We start from the raw sequence: 19329 nt of genomic DNA, 5'->3' as shown, positions 1-19329 counted from the left end.
AATTTGTTAATTATGACCATATATAGAATAACATAATTATAACTGTCCTGCCCGTTAACTTAATAAATAAAAGGAGCAGCTGCCGTAGCAAACTACTCCTTTGTTGTTCCACTATCGTGTCCCGTCGTATTATGAGGTTAGCCAGTTTTTACTGGTTGACCTCTTTTTGTTAAGTGGTGTAATAAAATAGTAGCCGGGGTTGAACGTTCGTGTCCCTGGGAACACATCCCGTCGCTAAAACTGTTCACCCCCTACTTGTAGAAACCATGTTTTGGCTGGTTGAGACCTAGATCTCGCATCACGTGCGATGCTGTGGAACTGCAAGCAGATGTCATAGGGGTTACCGGCAACCATACAATCAGAGAGGATGAAGAATATGATACATCCAGTCATTGGTCTGGATATTTCAAAAGGTCAAAGTGAAGGTCAAGCATTCTTAAATAAAGGTCAACCTTACGGTAAAAACTTCTCCTTTCTTCATACGCAGGAAGGGCTAGAAGAGTTATTCAACATGGTCAAGACCCTTCAAATGAATACTGGAGTTTCTCCTGCTATCATTTTAGAATCAACAGGACATTATCACGAAGCAGTCATTCAGTTCCTTAAAGAACAAGAAGTCCAATTCATTGTTGTGAATCCACTCATTTCTCATCAAGCGAAGAAATCTAGCCTTCGCAAGGTGAAAACAGACGCGGTAGATGCCTACCAGCTCTGTGAACTGTATTACAAAGAGGAGTTTGAGATTCACAAACAGAGGGACATTCAGCTCTTAGATCTGCGTCATTTAACGAGGCAGTTTGAGTCCATCACGGATATGTATGTTCAAGCTAAATTGCAATTCCAAGCCGTCTTGGATCAAGTTTTTCCGGAATATCGAGGTATCTTCGGAGATCTCTATTCTAGAATTTCACTGCTTCTGTTAAAGGAATTTCCCACGTCCGAGATCATTATAAAATCTGGAGAAGCCAAACTCTCGGATCGAATTGCATGTCTTTGCCCTAGCCGTTCTGATCGTTGGGCAGAAGAAAAGGCAACGCTCATTATGGTTGCAGCGATTAGCAATCCCTTTCAGAAAATAACGTATCATAGTCACCTCATTAGCCTTAATTTATACGTGGATTTACTGCTTCAGTATCAAGTACATCTAGCCTATTTGGAAGAGCAGATTGATGCCCTTGCTACTGTAGTAGAAGAATATTCAATTATCCAATCGATTCCCGGTATTGGCAATAAAATCGCGGCAACGGTTTTATCTGAAATCGGGGAAATCCATCGGTTTAATCATCCGAAGAAGCTAGTCGCCTTTGCAGGTATTGATCCGAGTGTATATTCATCCGGAAAATTTACGGCAACGACAAATCGGATCACGAAACGTGGCTCCAAACGACTACGGCATACCTTATATCTTGCTGTTTTGTGCGGGATTAGACGTTCTGGAAGCAAGAAATTAAGAGCATTCTATGATAAGAAACGTAGTGAGGGAAAACCCTACCGAGTAGCAATCATTGCTTGCATGAACAAGCTACTCCATTGGATTTTTGCCGTTTTGACACGTAAAGAACCTTTTTTAGATATTGTCTAGAATCCAAAAAAATCATCTAAAATAAAATCCTTCCAGCATGAATAGGAAGGCTATTACGTATGCCCTTTTAGTATAACGCTAGAGCTAAAAAAATGGTTCAAAATCAAAACCAGTGCTTGACGAAATAACCTAAGGTTGAAAATGGAAAAACATCTGCGAATCCTGTAATGTTGTAAGTCCTACCCAACAACAAAGGAATAAGCAGATGCAGACTAAGTATATCAATGAAATGCTCAATATACCAGAGCTAGAGATCCAACAGATTTTGCGGATAAGCGCAGATGAAATTCATATAGAAGCTTCGCCAGTAGCCTCCAAACAGTGCTGCCCAATTTGTCGCTCCGCTGAATACGTCACTCGCAAAGGAAGCAATGAAACGCGTCTGTCCGACACCTGTCAGTGTTTGAGAAGATCGTATACCTATTGATTCCAACCATTCGTATGCAGTGTTCGCAGTGTAATGTAGGTTTTGTTTGGGTGTATGACTTTGTTGGGCCTAAAAGACGATACAGCAACCTCTTTCGAGCGCGAGCAGCCGAGCAAGCCATTGGATCAACCGCAGTACATAGCGGCCGTATGCAACAAGCACCCGCCAGTACCGTGCAACGGATGCACAACGAGGCTGTTCCTGTAGAAGGTAAGCGTCTTTCCAAACAGGCGTGGGCAACGGCGAAAGCAAACAAAGGATTGGTATTAGGCGTGGATGACTTTGCTATCAAAAAGGGACATACCTACAATACCGGCATTCATGACCTTAAGGGAGAAATGATGCTCGATTTGTTACCCGGACGCAAGCTAGAGGATTTACGGAACTATGCGAAGTTCCATCCGGATTTCATGCTGCTTACGCCAAAAGCGGTGGTGATGGATTTGGCAAAAGCCTACCACACATGGATCAGTGAATGTTTTCCGAAAGCTATCCGAATCGCTGATCGCTTTCATGTCCATGGCTATGTTATTGAAGCCTTGCAAGAGGTTCGCAAAACCATACAGAGTGAGCTTTCGCCACGGGCAAAAGCTTGGCTCAAAGCCAACCACCGCCTCCTAAATCCTCAAGAGGAATCTTTATCTGTTGAAAGTAAGAAAACGCTAGAAGAACTGCTCGATTACTCTGCGCTTCTACGAAGGTGCTGGGAATGGAAAGAAGCCTTTACGATTTGGTATAACTATTCACCGAATATCGAAGTGGCAACACTTGGATTCATCCGTTGGTGTGAACAGGGCGATGAGATCGACCACAAAGCTGTTAAAAGCGCATTGAAAACGATGCGTAATTGGCAACATGAGATCATCAATTATCATCGATGTCGATGGACGAATGCAACCGTAGAAGGACGTCATAATCGTATCAAAGCTTATCAACGCCGTCACTACTTCACACGTAATCGTGACAGCTATAAGATGGGAATCTTAGTAGAATGCAATCGTAATCAGCTTAACTAATTAATCAAGCACTGATTTCGAGGTTGAGCTAAAAAAATTTAAGAGAAATATATTGACAAGATATTAGCTGGTTTTAGCTCGATGATTTTTCTCTACATATGACTGCTTCAAATATTTTTTTACCTATAGAATCTATCATAATTCCTTGAGAAGGTTCTTTTTTACTAATCCATTTTATACATTGAGCAAAATAATAATCCATAAGAGAATTCGAGAAAAAAGAATAATTTGATAGCAATACAACTCCTACACGGAGTTCCTTGTTAAAAGCTAGATAACTTTTAAAACCAGCAGAACCCCCGTTGCCAGTGGATACCTTTATCTAGAAGTTTATCCTCACCCCAACCAAAATAACGGTTTGAATCTCCGATCCATATAGAGAGATGGATTTTTTGTAGTATAGAGGCTTCAGACTATCCTACCTTTACTTCCGAATTTAGGATACGAGTTCAACAGCCTGTGGTAATGTCCTTTCGTATTCCTTATGTAACACATAATGTTGGACACCTCTCGAAGAGTTGAGGGCATCCCTAGCGTGCTTGACCGCAGTCTCGATGCAGCCAGATTTGAGTTCAATTTCCGCTAGCAGTGCTGATCTCATCCAAGGCTTCTTGATGGATTCAAGGTGTTTTCGAGCCTGAGCACTTTCCCCGTCCTCTGACAATAGAATCGTTTCATAATATGCTCGGTAATCGGAATAACGAATGTACGGTACGGCTTCTTGAACTGCAGTCATATCTTTGCGATAAACGCCGTATGCCGCCTTGTATGATGCCTGTGCTGCTGCCTTCTTATATTTGCTCATAAGCTTCTCCATAATCGTTCTTGCTTCTTCCTCAAGTCTGTTAGCAAACACATAATTAATATAGAGTCCAGGCGTGTTTTTCTGGCTCCGTAAAAAGGATTCCACTCGATCCACACGCTTTTCCAAAGCTAACGGATAAACGAATTGGATTGTAAAAAAAATCAAGGTAGCCATCACAGCGGTTCCTACTATCAAGACTATTGAATAGTCATTGATTGCCATGAATATGACCACCACGGACAAGACGAAATAAAATAAAATTTTCCACCAAAGATGCTTCATTATAAATCTCCTTTTAAAATATTAATTAGATAGTTTGAGGAAAAGAATTAGCGATGTTCCAATTTTGCCTAAATTCTTAAATTTGCCATCCCTAAGGTATTCGGCGAATGATTAAACTATCCTGCGCTTGTCAGGAATCGGACTAGAATCTTGTCATCCGACATGTAAGCCAAATTGATGATCTTGTGGGCTTGAAAGTATGAATAATCGAACTTTCTATAATTTATGGGGTTTATATACTGATACATGATATTGAAAGCAAGTCGTTGCCATACAGATTCAAACTCAAATTTATTGAAATCATTTTTGCCATTCTCTGAGATTCCTACAATAGAGACTTTACTCAACAAACAATCATGAAGGGGGGGAATTGTGATGGTCAATAAAAACAAGATAATTGTGATATCAAGTTCTACGATCATTTTATGTATAGCTTTAGTTGTCGGAATCATGACTGTCGACAAGAAAACGTCTGCTCAAAGTACTGTAATGCCTAATGAGGCAAGTCATACTTCTAGTCTACTTTCACCTGAGTTAGCTAAAGAGTATAATGATCAAGTTCTACTTAAAGTTGCAACTCAGCCAATAGAGTCGATTGTTACAGCACAAGGTGAGTTTTATTATGTTAAGTTCCCAAATGAATATCCAAGAAATCAAGTAGCCAATTTCGATGCTGGAGAATACGTAACTCCCGAAACGCGGCAGTTCATTCGGAAAGGTTACTATTATGAAAAAAAATAGATCGGAACTATGGGGCTGTCCCATAAGTCATTAAAATGGCTAGGGGCACCCCATTTTTTTGTAGGAGAAAGTTAGGTGTTCTGAGAGGACGCTCCGCGAACGGACCGTTTCTCCAATCGCTGTGGTCTCCAAATTTCTGGATTAGAATCACTCAGCGGTTGAAATTCGGAGACAGCGTATGCTTTCGAAGTAGCTTTCCTTTGGAAAGCTTTTAGGCGACCGCTATCGCTTTTTACGAAATCGTTCCGTCCTCTACGCTACTTTAAGCGTATTTTTTCAACTTCCCAACCGAAAACAACACAAAAAAATCGCTCTTTTTGGTAAAATGGAAGTACCACCAACCATACCAAAGGAGCGATTTTTTTGTACATTCAATATACCATGGACCAACTAGCTTTTTCTGCCAATGGATTTGGAAGAAGACATTCCTCAAAGCCACCTCGTTCGCCTCATTAACACGGCTGTGAATCGACTCGACGATTCTATTTTTGATGCCGCTTATCCCGGTGGTGGCAGGGATAGTTACCACCCAAAAATGCTCACTAAAGTTATCATTTATGCGTACACTCAGCGGCTTTATTCTTTCCGCCTAATTGCCAAAGCCATACGAGAACAAGTTCCGTTCATGTGGTTGGCCGGACGACAACGCCCAGATTTCCGGACTATTAATCGCTTTCGTTCAAACCGAATGAAAGACGTACCTGCACAAGTTAGTGGTCTCTCCGGTGAAATCGTGAATGTGCAGTTTCAAGGTAAGGAATTCTATTATGATGTTCTATCTACCGGACAGCAGTGGAAAGTTATCTCTCCTTTACCTTTTAAGCTAAATGATAAAGTTTCTATTAATATGCCAGTTCCAAACTATCATTTAGTATGATCGTGAGACTGATGACTATTTCATTACAAAAAACAGGCCTGAGGATTTCCTCTGCCTGTTTCTTCATATTATTACATATCGCTATAAATTCAAGATGAGGCAACTTCCCTATTAGTGTTATTTATCTCACCTAGTATTTCTCCTTGAAGGAAATTCTGAATACACTTCTTAATGATATCACAACCCTTTTGAAGCACAGCCATTTCGATTGTCAAAGGGGGTAATATTTTTAAGACTGTATCATTGCGGCCTGATCTTTCGATAATAAGTCCACTATCATAACAATTCCGAGCGATCGTGGCACATACTTCTTCAGAATTTGGTAAACGAGAGAAATCAATTCCCCATATCATGCCCAATCCCCTGATCTCAATGTCTGGATGCAAGGACTGGATATCATGATACAGTACATGTTCAATATATGCTTCCTTCTTGAGCACCTTAGCTTCAAGATGCTCAGTCTCTTTAAATTCTAACGCTGCTGTTGCCCCAACGAAGGCCAATTGGTTCCCGCGGAATGTCCCATTATGCTCTCCAGGCTTCCAAATATCTAGCTCCGTCTTGAGCAGAAGCAGTGCCATCGGCAGCCCGTATCCGCTAATCGACTTCGAGAGAACAACCATGTCCGGAACAATACCTGCTCTTTCAAATGAGAAGAATGGGCCTGTTCGGCCGCATCCCACCTGTATATCATCCACAATAAGCAGAATATCATGCCTCTGGCAAAGCTCACTTAACCGTTGCAGCCATGTCACTGGTGCTACGATAACTCCACCTTCTGCCTGAATCGTCTCGACAATCATCGCTGCTGGTTTGTCAATTCCACTGTTCGGGTCTGTCAGCACACTATCTACATAATCAATAGTATCAAATGAATTCATAAACCCGTGTGGGAACGGCATAAAAGTGGTGTTATTTAAGGGCAGTCCTGCACCCATTCTATGAAATTTATTTCCTGTTACTGCGAGACTCCCTTGAGACATCCCATGAAAACCACCCATAAACGAAAATATTCCTGTCCTATTTTTCACCTTTCTAGCTAATTTCAGCGCTGCTTCAACCGCATTCGTCCCCGTCGGTCCACAAAATTGCATTTTATACGGATACCTATTTGGTTCCAGTACCAATTCGCTAAATCGTTGGATAAAGGTAGCTTTCGCAGAAGTATACAAGTCCAAAGAATGAATAACTTGATCAGAATCCATATAATCCAGTAGACTTTGCTTAATATAATCGTTATTATGCCCATAGTTCAACGCGCCCGCACCTGCGAAGAAGTCGATATACTCTGTTCCGTCATCCGCGTAGAGGTACGCATTCTTAGCTTTGGAAAAAGTATTATTAAATGATCGACAATATGATCTTACGTTGGATTCTAATCTTTCAAATTGGTTCATTGTTAACCCCGCCTTTTGAATCAAATTTATATTACTTGTTTTAAGAATGTACCTCTACATTTGAAGATTCAATATAGGTTGATTTTTCCACGCCCGCATCCGCATCCTCCTTGAAGAAGTTCCGAAGCGCTTTATTCCGATGCGCAAGATTCCCAACAATAAAGAGTAGAATACTTGATCCGATCATCAGATATGAGAAATCCATTTGATCAAGCAACATACCGTATATCCACACTCCAATAGGAACTGATATTGTTGTCACTGTACTCACAACCCCGAAAATACTTGCTCGCAGATGATCAGGTATATGGAGTTGGACATAAGATACCATTGGTATATTGCCCATGGACACTAACATTCCTGTAAATGCCAGAACGAAAATGTACCCAATCGTTATCCATACAGTGGCATTAGGATCTACAAAAGGTAACTTGGGAAAGACCCATAACAAGAGAGCACCAGCTTGCAATTGAAATAATATAAATATCTTGTTCGTGATAAATCCATTGATCTTGCTGACGGATACCAATACTGCTCCGATAATTAAACCTGCCGATGCTGCTGCTTCAATGTAAGATAATTGATGAGCAGACATATCTAGCACCTTCCTAATAACGAAAGGGAGCACCACAGTTATCGCAGGAACAACAATAAAGTTGGTAATAACAAATACACCTAACAAATATTTAATTGCTGTACGCTTGTGGATATACCGATATACCTCTTTGAAACTTTCAGAATAAGACTTCTTAACTTCCTTGTGATTCTGTTTGGAGTGAAATATTAAGAACATATTAACTACTCCTGACGCTATGAACGCAATACCATTCATCATCAGCATGGGACCAATACCCATGCTGACGTAAGCAATAGCCCCGATGATCGGCCCCATAATATTAAACAACGCATTGATACTTTGATTACTTGAATTGACTGCAGACACACGTTCTTTAGAGACTAAGTTGGGAACAGATGCATTCACCGCTAAGCTAAATATTGCTTGAAAAGTGTTGAGAATCAATGCATAACATATAAATAGCATTATATTCTTTGGGTAAAGTTGGAACATAGCAAAGAAAATCAGGACAGCAATACCACTGAGAAGATTGCATAAAACCAGAACTCTTTTCTTATCGGATCGATCCACGAATATTCCTGCAAAGATGTCAACGAGTACGCTGGGAATGAACATGCAAGCTAGAACAATTGAAAACATGCTAGCGGAACCCGTAATATCAAGTATGTACAAACTAAGTGCAAACTTGAACATCGATTCCATCAGTTCAGATATGAGTCTACTGAGACTAAATAGTACTATATTTCGAGTATCATGCATTTCTCCATACCTTTCTATTTGTTATTTTAACGATACTTCAGTCCCGAATGATTACTTATCTCCATTATCGGATTAATAACTGAAGGATCGTGTGAATCTATCAGGATCATCTGTAAAGGGAAGGACGACATTGACATGCGCATAGCCCTGATGATGCCAACATGTGTATAAAATCCGATTCTTATTCCCATTATTCACTCCATTTACATCAACCCCTTTCAGAACGTCACCAGTCATATCCTGTTCGCCAAGATAGTTGAAGTTTATCGGTAGCAAGGCGAAAGCATCACGAACATGTTCTACAGATCTACTCCATTCTTCCTTAACTGAGTCGTTATACATTAGATTTGCAATATTGAGAGAGCATTCGCTTACAAGCGTAATTCGATCTTTAATAGTCTTCATATTCACGGATATACTGTTCTCTGCATCTAGTAGTATGGGAAGATAATCGATACATTCCCCTACCAGATTAAAGTACTGTGATTGACCGTACTGCCTTCCATAATGCGTTATCCAAGCAGGTATGGATGTAAGGCCGAAGTTGGTCTGGAAGAAGGATAGAAACATCCTTAATGATTGCATCCACATTTCGTCGGTTTCCAGACTCACTCCTTCGGCTTTCAGTTTCACTTCATAACTTAATGACGTCACAGTCGAAGGATCATAATTTCCAAATACGATGGCTGCTTTGCAAGAAGCGTCCTTGAACTGTTCAAGAGCGAATCCTTCCATAATCATCTCATCGCTTAATCCTCTAGGTCCTTGGATGATATGCTGGATGAAATCTCGGTAAGAAGGTCCAGTAACCGCAGGTAACTCCTGATTCCTCTGAAGACATTCATAATATTGAGTAAGCTTATTTCTGATCACCTCACTGCTCATGTAGTCAAAGATGGCATGAGAGAAAGGCATAATCACGGAGTGTTTGCCTTCTGATATTGTGACAAGTAATATCCTGTACATTATTGTCCCCGGTGCAGTGTAATTACTAAGGAAAAAGTTGCGCATTATTTCCTGCAAGATTACATCCTGTTCTTCAGGGGTATAATCCGAAATGTTCAGATATGGTATGGACACATTCAACGGTTTATGAACTAATTTCCAATATAATCCCCCATCTTGTTCTATCAGCACACTACGCAACACATCTTGCGTGGAAATAAGGTGTAACAAGGCTTGCTCCAACAATTTCTTATCTGTTGGTCGATCTAGCATAACGACTGTTCCTGAAACATCATGAACATTCAGATGATAGTGCTGTGTAGGGGAGATATTGTAGATCACATCCACAGCTCCTCCAGATATTCCAGCCGCGAAACCCTCATGAATCACATTCAGATCCACTAGAATCCGACGAATTCCTTCTTCATTTAACGTGACACCTGAGTGATATTTAAGGTCCTCCCGCTCTTTGAATAGAATCCTCTCCTCACTCACTGCCGCCTCGTCATTTGCACGGTATAAGGAATGAGTAATACATTCCGCTAGTCCTGCTGGTGTCGGGTGCGTAAATATTTCAAGAATCGATAGATCCCATCCCAGTCTGGAGAATCTGCTGACCAATTGAACTGCCTTTAGAGAGTGTCCTCCAAGCTCGAAGAAGTTATGGAACACGCTGATTGGCTTGACATGAAGTAATTCTTCCCAAATTTCAACAATACGCTCTTCTACTTCATCTCTTGGTGAGATGATAGAGTCACTTTCATTCATTCCAGACTCCGGTTGTGGCAGAGCTTTGCGGTCTACCTTTCCATTCATCGTGAGTGGAAGTTTATCCATTAACATCACATAGGAGGGAACCATATACTCTGGAAGTTGTTCCTTTACATATGCCTTCAGTTCCTCTCCACTTACATCATCGGCAACAACATAGGCACACAACGATTTGCTACCGTCCGTTTCCTCTATGACCACCACGGTCGTTTCCTTCACCGCATCATGTTCCATAATCCGATTCTCAATCTCACCTGTCTCTACCCTGAATCCCCGGATTTTCACCTGATAATCCAGCCTGCCCATGAACTTCACATTTCCATCCGGTAGCCATTGAGCCCGATCTCCGGTCCGATACAACGTTTCCCCATCTACAAATGGACTGACCATGAATTTTTCTGTTGTCAGCATCTCATTATTCAAATAACCTCTGCCGACACCTTCACCGCCAACCCACAATTCGCCGGGCACGCCCACCGGAAGTAGTTGCCCATTCTGATCCACAATATATGCCTTTGAATTGCTAATCGGTTTACCGATCGGAATGTTGTCATTCCACTCTCCATCAATCACGTAGGTGGTCGAGAATGTCGTATTCTCTGTCGGACCGTATCCGTTCATCACGATAAGTTCTGAACACTGCTTACGAACAGATTGGATATGCTTCGGTGTCAGAGCATCCCCACCAACAATTAAGTATTTCAACGGTTCAAAGATGTTCGGACGTTCTTGAGCAATCTGACTGAACAGTGGAGATGTAAGCCATAACGTCGTTATCCCATACTCCCGAATAGCTTGTCCTAACAGGGCCGGGCTGAGGAGCATGTATTTGTCTACTACATACAGCTCTAGCCCATTCAACAGTGCTCCCCAGATTTCAAAGGTACAGGCATCAAATACCGGAGATCCTGTCTGTAAAATACGATCTCCCTCTTCAAAACGAATGTAGTTCGTATTCTTGACGAGACGTACCACATTGCGATGTTCAATCATTACACCCTTCGGTTGACCTGTTGAACCTGATGTATACATCACGTAAGCGAGATCTTTGACGCTGGTATTCTGTTCAATTCCATCCAAGTCACTAGTTATTTGTGAGTGATCTGAGTTCTGAACTACATAATTGTCCTCATCTTCCAATTCCAGCACCACGGCCGAACATCCCAACACTAGTTCCGCATATGCCTTCTGTACCAACACGATCTCTACCTGACTATCCTGAAGCAGATAACTCAGACGTTCCGTTGGATATTGCGGATCCATCGGCATGTATGCTCCTCCTGCTTTCAACACTGCCAACATACCGACAATCATCGTGATCGAACGATCCCCGATGATCGCTACACAACGATCCCTCCTCGTACCTTTCGACCGTAACACAGCGGCTAGACGATCAGATCGCTCGTTCAACTCTTGGTAAGTCATGGTCTCTAATCCAAAGGTAATCGCGACCTTATCTGGTGACTTCTTCGCCTGTTCTTCGAATAGTGTATGAATCGTCTTCTCCCGTGGGTAGTCACTCCAGGTATCATTGAATTCCTCAACAATCTGCCGTCGTTCAGTCCCAGACAGCAGACTGACGTCTGCCAGAGGAATATCAATCTGCTCCGTCACCATTTCTAGAATCTGTAGGTAGTGGGCGGCCATCCTTGCGATGGTTGCTCTATCAAACAGTTTCGAAGCATATTCGATATCCAGTATGATCTCTTTCCCTTCTTCTGCTACGGTGAAGGTCAAGTCAAATTTCGCAATATTTCCTGGAAGCGGATAGGGTTCTAACGTCAGCCCATCTGCCTCAATGTCCCCAATGTTCATGTTCTCCACCGCGAATACTGTATCGAACAGCGGATTTCTACTGAAGTCTCGACGAACGTTCAGTTTCTCAATCAACTGTTCATAGGGATATTCCTGATGCTCGAATGCTTCCAGAACACGTTCCTTCATCTCCTGTACATATGCCCGAAACGTCTTACTTCCCTCTGGATAACTACGTAGTGCCAATGTATTCACGAACATTCCTACCACTTGCTCCAAATCTGCATGTGGACGACCTGCTACTGGTGATCCTACAACTACATCCTCCTGTCCACTGTATTTGGACAGTAATATGGTATAGGCCGACAACATCACCATATACAATGTCGTCCCTGTATCAGATATCAACTTCCGGATCAGTTCACTGAGTTCGGATTCCAAACGGATGGTTACGCTCGCTCCTGCGAAACTCTGCATTTGCGGTCGTGGATGATCCAGTGGTAGATTCAGTACTGGGATCTCACCTTGGAATTGGTTAATCCAGTATTCCTCTTGTCTATTCATTAGGTCATTCCCATCCTGTTCACGCTGCCAGACTGCGTAATCCTTATATTGAATACGTAGCTCAGGTAGTGTTTCTTCTCGGTACAGTTGGCTGAATTCGTTCACCAGCACGCCGATGGATGAACCATCCGTGATGATGTGATGCATATCTACCATCATCACATATTCATGCTCTGTTATTCGTGCTAGAGTCGCTCGGAATAGCGGACCACGACTGAGATCGAACGGCTGGATGAAAGCTGTAACTGCCGCTTCAATTTCCGCTTCTCCTCCTAGTAACTCCACATAGTCCACAGCATAATCCGTCTGTTCATTCACTTGCTGCATCGGCTCTCCCTGAACCCAAGTGAAGGTTGTACGTAGGGAATCATGCCGCTCAATTATTTGATGTATTGTTCGTTTCCACTTATGCAAGTCCAGCTCACCACGGATGCGTAATAGCACAGGAATATGATACGCATCTCCTACACTTTCCAATTGTTCTACAATGAGCAACCGCTTCTGTGCTGACGATACAGGATAGTAATCTGCGGGTGTTGCTTTCTTCAGAGAGGAATATCGGACTCCGTGCTTGCTGATTTGTTTCGCCATATCCGAAAGTACTGGCGTTCGGAATACTTCACGTAATGGAAGATTAGATTCTAACTGTTTACTGATCCGTGATACGAGTATTGCCGCCTTTAAGGAATGTCCACCAATATGAAAGAAATGGTCACTGCGCCCTACCTGTTCTACATCCAGAATGTCCTGCCATATGACTGCCAATTCTTTCTCAGTTTCAGTTTCAGGTGGGAGGTAAAGTTGTTCCTCCGTGCACAATCGTTCCGGTTGTGGCAGAGCTTTGCGGTCTACCTTTCCATTCATCGTGAGTGGAAGTTTATCCATTAACATCACATAGGAGGGAACCATATACTCTGGAAGTTGTTCCTTTACATATGCCTTCAGTTCCTCTCCACTTACATCATCGGCAACAACATAGGCACACAACGATTTGCTACCGTCCGTTTCCTCTATGACCACCACGGTCGTTTCCTTCACCGCATCATGTTCCATAATCCGATTCTCAATCTCACCTGTCTCTACCCTGAATCCCCGGATTTTCACCTGATAATCCAGCCTGCCCATGAACTTCACATTTCCATCCGGTAGCCATTGAGCCCGATCTCCGGTCCGATACAACGTTTCCCCATCTACAAATGGACTGACCATGAATTTTTCTGTTGTCAGCATCTCATTATTCAAATAACCTCTGCCGACACCTTCACCGCCAACCCACAATTCGCCGGGCACGCCCACCGGAAGTAGTTGCCCATTCTGATCCACAATATATGCCTTTGAATTGCTAATCGGTTTACCGATCGGAATGTTGTCATTCCACTCTCCATCAATCACGTAGGTGGTCGAGAATGTCGTATTCTCTGTCGGACCGTATCCGTTCATCACGATAAGTTCTGAACACTGCTTACGAACAGATTGGATATGCTTCGGTGTCAGAGCATCCCCACCAACAATTAAGTATTTCAACGGTTCAAAGATGTTCGGACGTTCTTGAGCAATCTGACTGAACAGTGGAGATGTAAGCCATAACGTCGTTATCCCATACTCCCGAATAGCTTGTCCTAACAGGGCCGGGCTGAGGAGCATGTATTTGTCTACTACATACAGCTCTAGCCCATTCAACAGTGCTCCCCAGATTTCAAAGGTACAGGCATCAAATACCGGAGATCCTGTCTGTAAAATACGATCTCCCTCTTCAAAACGAATGTAGTTCGTATTCTTGACGAGACGTACCACATTGCGATGTTCAATCATTACACCCTTCGGTTGACCTGTTGAACCTGATGTATACATCACGTAAGCGAGATCTTTGACGCTGGTATTCTGTTCAATTCCATCCAAGTCACTAGTTATTTGTGAGTGATCTGAGTTCTGAACTACATAATTGTCCTCATCTTCCAATTCCAGCACCACGGCCGAACATCCCAACACTAGTTCCGCATATGCCTTCTGTACCAACACGATCTCTACCTGACTATCCTGAAGCAGATAACTCAGACGTTCCGTTGGATATTGCGGATCCATCGGCATGTATGCTCCTCCTGCTTTCAACACTGCCAACATACCGACAATCATCGTGATCGAACGATCCCCGATGATCGCTACACAACGATCCCTCCTCGTACCTTTCGACCGTAACACAGCGGCTAGACGATCAGATCGCTCGTTCAACTCTTGGTAAGTCATGGTCTCTAATCCAAAGGTAATCGCGACCTTATCTGGTGACTTCTTCGCCTGTTCTTCGAATAGTGTATGAATCGTCTTCTCCCGTGGGTAGTCACTCCAGGTATCATTGAATTCCTCAACAATCTGCCGTCGTTCAGTCCCAGACAGCAGACTGACGTCTGCCAGAGGAATATCAATCTGCTCCGTCACCATTTCTAGAATCTGTAGGTAGTGGGCGGCCATCCTTGCGATGGTTGCTCTATCAAACAGTTTCGAAGCATATTCGATATCCAGTATGATCTCTTTCCCTTCTTCTGCTACGGTGAAGGTCAAGTCAAATTTCGCAATATTTCCTGGAAGCGGATAGGGTTCTAACGTCAGCCCATCTGCCTCAATGTCCCCAATGTTCATGTTCTCCACCGCGAATACTGTATCGAACAGCGGATTTCTACTGAAGTCTCGACGAACGTTCAGTTTCTCAATCAACTGTTCATAGGGATATTCCTGATGCTCGAATGCTTCCAGAACACGTTCCTTCATCTCCTGTACATATGCCCGAAACGTCTTACTTCCCTCTGGATAACTACGTAGTGCCAATGTATTCACGAACATTCCTACCACTTGCTCCAAATCTGCATGTGGACGACCTGCTACTGGTGATCCTACAACTACATCCTCCTGTCCACTGTATTTGGACAGTAATATGGTATAGGCCGACAACATCACCATATACAATGTCGTCCCTGTATCAGATATCAACTTCCGGATCAGTTCACTGAGTTCGGATTCCAAACGGATGGTTACGCTCGCTCCTGCGAAACTCTGCATTTGCGGTCGTGGATGATCCAGTGGTAGATTCAGTACTGGGATCTCACCTTGGAATTGGTTAATCCAGTATTCCTCTTGTCTATTCATTAGGTCATTCCCATCCTGTTCACGCTGCCAGACTGCGTAATCCTTATATTGAATACGTAGCTCAGGTAGTGTTTCTTCTCGGTACAGTTGGCTGAATTCGTTCACCAGCACGCCGATGGATGAACCATCCGTGATGATGTGATGCATATCTACCATCATCACATATTCATGCTCTGTTATTCGTGCTAGAGTCGCTCGGAATAGCGGACCACGACTGAGATCGAACGGCTGGATGAAAGCTGTAACTGCCGCTTCAATTTCCGCTTCTCCTCCTAGTAACTCCACATAGTCCACAGCATAATCCGTCTGTTCATTCACTTGCTGCATCGGCTCTCCCTGAACCCAAGTGAAGGTTGTACGTAGGGAATCATGCCGCTCAATTATTTGATGTATTGTTCGTTTCCACTTATGCAAGTCCAGCTCACCACGGATGCGTAATAGCACAGGAATATGATACGCATCTCCTACACTTTCCAATTGTTCTACAATGAGCAACCGCTTTTGTGCTGACGATACAGGATAGTAATCTGCGGGAGCAGCTGGCTCAATCGAGGAGTAGTCATTATCTTCCCCACTGATTTGGTTTGCCATATCTGAAAGTACAGGATTCTGAAATATTTCCTGCAATAGTATGCTGGATTGAAGTTCTTTCTTAATCGCAGATACCAGCCTAATAGCGCTTAAGGAATTTCCACCGAGATTAAAAAAATGGCTGTAAACCCCAACTTTGCTGACCCCCAATACGTTCTTCCAAATTTCAATAAGTCTAGCTTCTATATCATTTCGGGGTATCGTATCTTCCTTTCCTTCCTCTTCAGGAACCGTAGGCTGTGGTAACCCTTTACGGTCGATCTTTCCGTTCACGGTTAAAGGCATCTGATCCAAGAACATCATATAGGTTGGAATCATATATTCCGGCAACTCTTTGGCCAAATTACGTCTAATTTGGTTTGTCGTCACAGAGATGTTGCACACGATATACGCAAACAGCATCTTCTCACCATTAATATGATCAAATACCGTAACTACCGCTTCCTTAACTTCCGGTTGTTGGATCAAGCGACATTCGATTTCTCCTAATTCAATACGATAGCCTCTGATCTTGACCTGCTGATCGATTCGTCCAATGAATTCAATATTCCCATCTGGTAGCCACCTACATAGATCTCCTGTACGATACATCCGTTCACCCGGATAGTACGGATCAAGCACAAACGATTGTAAGGTTAGATCCGGCTGATTCAGATAACCTCTAGCCAGTCCTACTCCTGCGATGCACAACTCACCAAGTACTCCTACTGGAAGCAAACAGTCGTTATTATCCACAATATAAGTTCTGACATTGGATATTGGCTGTCCAATGGGGATATTATTGTATAGCCGGTCTACTTTAAAGGAGGTGGTGACAATGGTGTTTTCAGTAGGACCGTAATTGTTGTAGAGTTGATATCCAGTCTCTCTAAATGACTTCAGTTTATCACCACCCGTGATCACTCTCGTTAACGAATGGTTATCTAGCCTCATCAATTGTTCACACATAGGTGTTGGGAGAATTACAACCGTGACGCCCCGCTCCTCCAAATACCTGTTTAATTCGAATACATCTAATCGAAGCTCTTCTGGAATAATTTCAATGACACTCCCTACAATCAAGGGAGGAACAATCTCTATCACTGAAGGATCAAATCCGAACCCTATATATTTGGAACAGCGGTCTTCTTCCGTAATTTTGTAATACTCCGCATGCCATAATGATTGATTCAACAGAGATCGATGTTCCAGCATGACCCCTTTAGGTTGACCCGTCGATCCAGAAGTATAGATAATATATGCTAGATCCGAAGGATTACTAGTACTAGGAATATTGGTAGTCTCATATGTATCAAGAGAAATCTCATCAATATCCGCGTTTTCAGTCTCCCAACTTGCTCCCTGTAGCCAACGTTGTCTAGAGAGAAGTAATGTAGCTTGACTATCCAACATCATGAATTTCACGCGTTCAGTAGGACACTGATGGTCGATAGGTAGAAAAACTGCTCCAGCCTTAGCTATCCCCAGTATGCCTACAATCATTTCGGACGAGTGATCCAACATCAGGGCAACGATCTGATTCTTCGTCACACCCTTTTCCATCAGCCAACGTGCTAATTGATTAGCCTTTTCATTCAACTGCTTATATGTCCATCGCTGGTCGCGAAATACAACGGCAAGTTGATCTGGAGTCTTGAATACTTGGGTCTCAAAATGCTGAATAAATGTCTCATGGAGCTCATACGGAATACATGTATCATTGAATTGATCCAGTATTTCCTTTTTTTCATCATCAGTAATAAGTTCCATATTACAGATCAATATTTCTGGATTATCACTTACCTGTTTAAGTAGGTGACGGTAATGCTCCTCCATATTATGTATTATCTGTGGATGCATAACGTTAGCGTTGTATTTAAAATTGACTTCCAATCCCTGGCTCGCACTAATAATAATATTGAAATCATAATTCGATTGTTCGAAATCACTGCCTTCATCAATCGAGAAATGCGATTCGATTCCTCGCAATACCGATTTCTCCTGATCAGAATTATTCTGAAAACCATACAGGTGATGAATTAAATTTCGTGATAGATCAGAACAAGATTGAATATCTGCCAGTGGGTAATAATCATAATTTTGTGAATCTATAACAACTTGTTGTACATTCTTAAGCAGTTCAGCAAATGTCTCTTTCCAATTCCATCGGACCCGTACCGGAATCGTGTTAATAAACAATCCAATCATTTCTTCAATACCCTCAACTTCGGCAGGCCGACCTGAAGTCACAACACCAAACACTACATCTTCCGTCCTGTTATACTTCCCAAGAAGAACTCCCCATACCGTCTGAAGTAGCATGTTCAGTGTGACCTGATATTTCTTAGCAACTCTCTCAAGCTTATGCGCAACATCCTCTTGAATATAAAAAGAATGATCGATCTGTTGATACTCCACATTCTTCGATCGTGTATCTCCTTCTCCTAGGGGTAACGTAGGTAATGAAGCCTGCTGAGAGTACCCGCTAAGATAGTGACGCCAAAATTGTTCAGCTTCTTGAGTATCTTGTTGATCCAGCCATTGGATATATTCTGAGTAAGGTCTAACCTCTCCCATAGTTATAGGGCGACCTTCGGCAAGGAGTACATACAACTCAAGCCATTGCTGGAGTAATATCTTCAAACACCAACCATCCATTATGATATGGTGGTAACTCCATATGACTTGGTATCGTCCTTCCCCCATTTTGAACACTGCAAGCCTGATCAGCATATCCTTCACTAGATCAAAGCCCTGAAGTTTGTCTTGAATGATATATTGTTCAATAACCTGCTTACTTTCCTGTTCTGACTTGGATGAAAGCTCTAGATAATGAATCTTTAGACTTCGTTCTTTGAATACGATCTGCTTGGGACTCTTTAAGTTCTCGTGCATAAAATTAGTTCGAAGAACATCATATTTCTCAATAAGAATATTAAAGCTCTGTTCAAGTAAATGAACATCTAGCTCTCCGTGAATGGTGCATAAGAACTGTTCAAAATACGCGGGAGATTCTGGATCCAACAAAGCGTGGAACAACATACCTTCCTGCATCGTCGATAAATTATAAACACTCTTGACAGATAATTTCTGCACCTGGCTCACTCCTTCTCACAATAGTAA

General features: G+C 42.5%; 6 protein-coding genes and 2 pseudogenes. 4 read left to right on the top strand and 4 right to left on the bottom strand.

Going from position 1 to position 19329, the window contains the following annotated elements; genetic code table 11:
* Positions 1–379: 379 nt before the first annotated feature.
* Complete coding sequence (locus tag AC1D69_RS19765; protein WP_495457863.1) at positions 380–1582, top strand: IS110 family RNA-guided transposase; 1203 nt, start codon at positions 380–382, stop codon at positions 1580–1582.
* Positions 1583–1787: 205 nt separating this feature from the next.
* Positions 1788–3025: pseudogene (locus AC1D69_RS19760) on the top strand (ISL3 family transposase).
* A 436-nt stretch (positions 3026–3461) separates the two neighbouring features.
* Here AC1D69_RS19760 and AC1D69_RS19755 read toward each other — a convergent pair.
* On the bottom strand, positions 3462–4112 hold the full coding sequence (locus AC1D69_RS19755) for a hypothetical protein (RefSeq protein WP_495457858.1): 651 nt from the start codon (positions 4110–4112) through the stop codon (positions 3462–3464).
* A gap of 399 nt (positions 4113–4511) precedes the next feature.
* Here AC1D69_RS19755 and AC1D69_RS19750 point away from each other — a divergent pair, with 399 nt between their 5' ends.
* Positions 4512–4853: a hypothetical protein gene (locus AC1D69_RS19750; protein WP_495457857.1), complete on the top strand. Its 342-nt coding sequence runs from the start codon at positions 4512–4514 to the stop codon at positions 4851–4853.
* Positions 4854–5216: 363 nt separating this feature from the next.
* A pseudogene (locus tag AC1D69_RS19745) lies at positions 5217–5553 on the top strand (transposase); the annotation flags it as partial.
* 266 nt (positions 5554–5819) lie between these two features.
* Here the strand turns inward: AC1D69_RS19745 and ectB are convergent.
* The 3 genes from ectB to AC1D69_RS19730 form a co-directional block, all read right to left on the bottom strand.
* Positions 5820–7127: a diaminobutyrate--2-oxoglutarate transaminase gene (ectB, locus tag AC1D69_RS19740; protein WP_495457856.1), complete on the bottom strand. Its 1308-nt coding sequence runs from the start codon at positions 7125–7127 to the stop codon at positions 5820–5822.
* A 40-nt stretch (positions 7128–7167) separates the two neighbouring features.
* Complete coding sequence (locus AC1D69_RS19735) at positions 7168–8463, bottom strand: MFS transporter (protein WP_495457855.1); 1296 nt, start codon at positions 8461–8463, stop codon at positions 7168–7170.
* Between the two features lie 72 nt (positions 8464–8535).
* Positions 8536–19302, bottom strand: a complete 10767-nt coding sequence (locus AC1D69_RS19730; protein ID WP_495457854.1) for a non-ribosomal peptide synthetase — start codon at positions 19300–19302, stop codon at positions 8536–8538.
* Positions 19303–19329 lie beyond the last annotated feature (27 nt).

This window comes from Paenibacillus sp. Y301 (genome assembly GCF_059445505.1).
This window is presented reverse-complemented; position numbering and strand designations above follow the sequence as displayed.

Excerpts from the sequence above, each read along its gene's own strand:
- AC1D69_RS19755 (WP_495457858.1), bottom strand. The coding sequence starts at position 4,112 with ATGAAGCATCTTTGGTGGAAAATTTTATTTTATTTCGTCTTGTCCGTG.
- ectB (WP_495457856.1), bottom strand. The coding sequence starts at position 7,127 with ATGAACCAATTTGAAAGATTAGAATCCAACGTAAGATCATATTGTCGA.
- AC1D69_RS19735 (WP_495457855.1), bottom strand. The coding sequence starts at position 8,463 with ATGCATGATACTCGAAATATAGTACTATTTAGTCTCAGTAGACTCATA.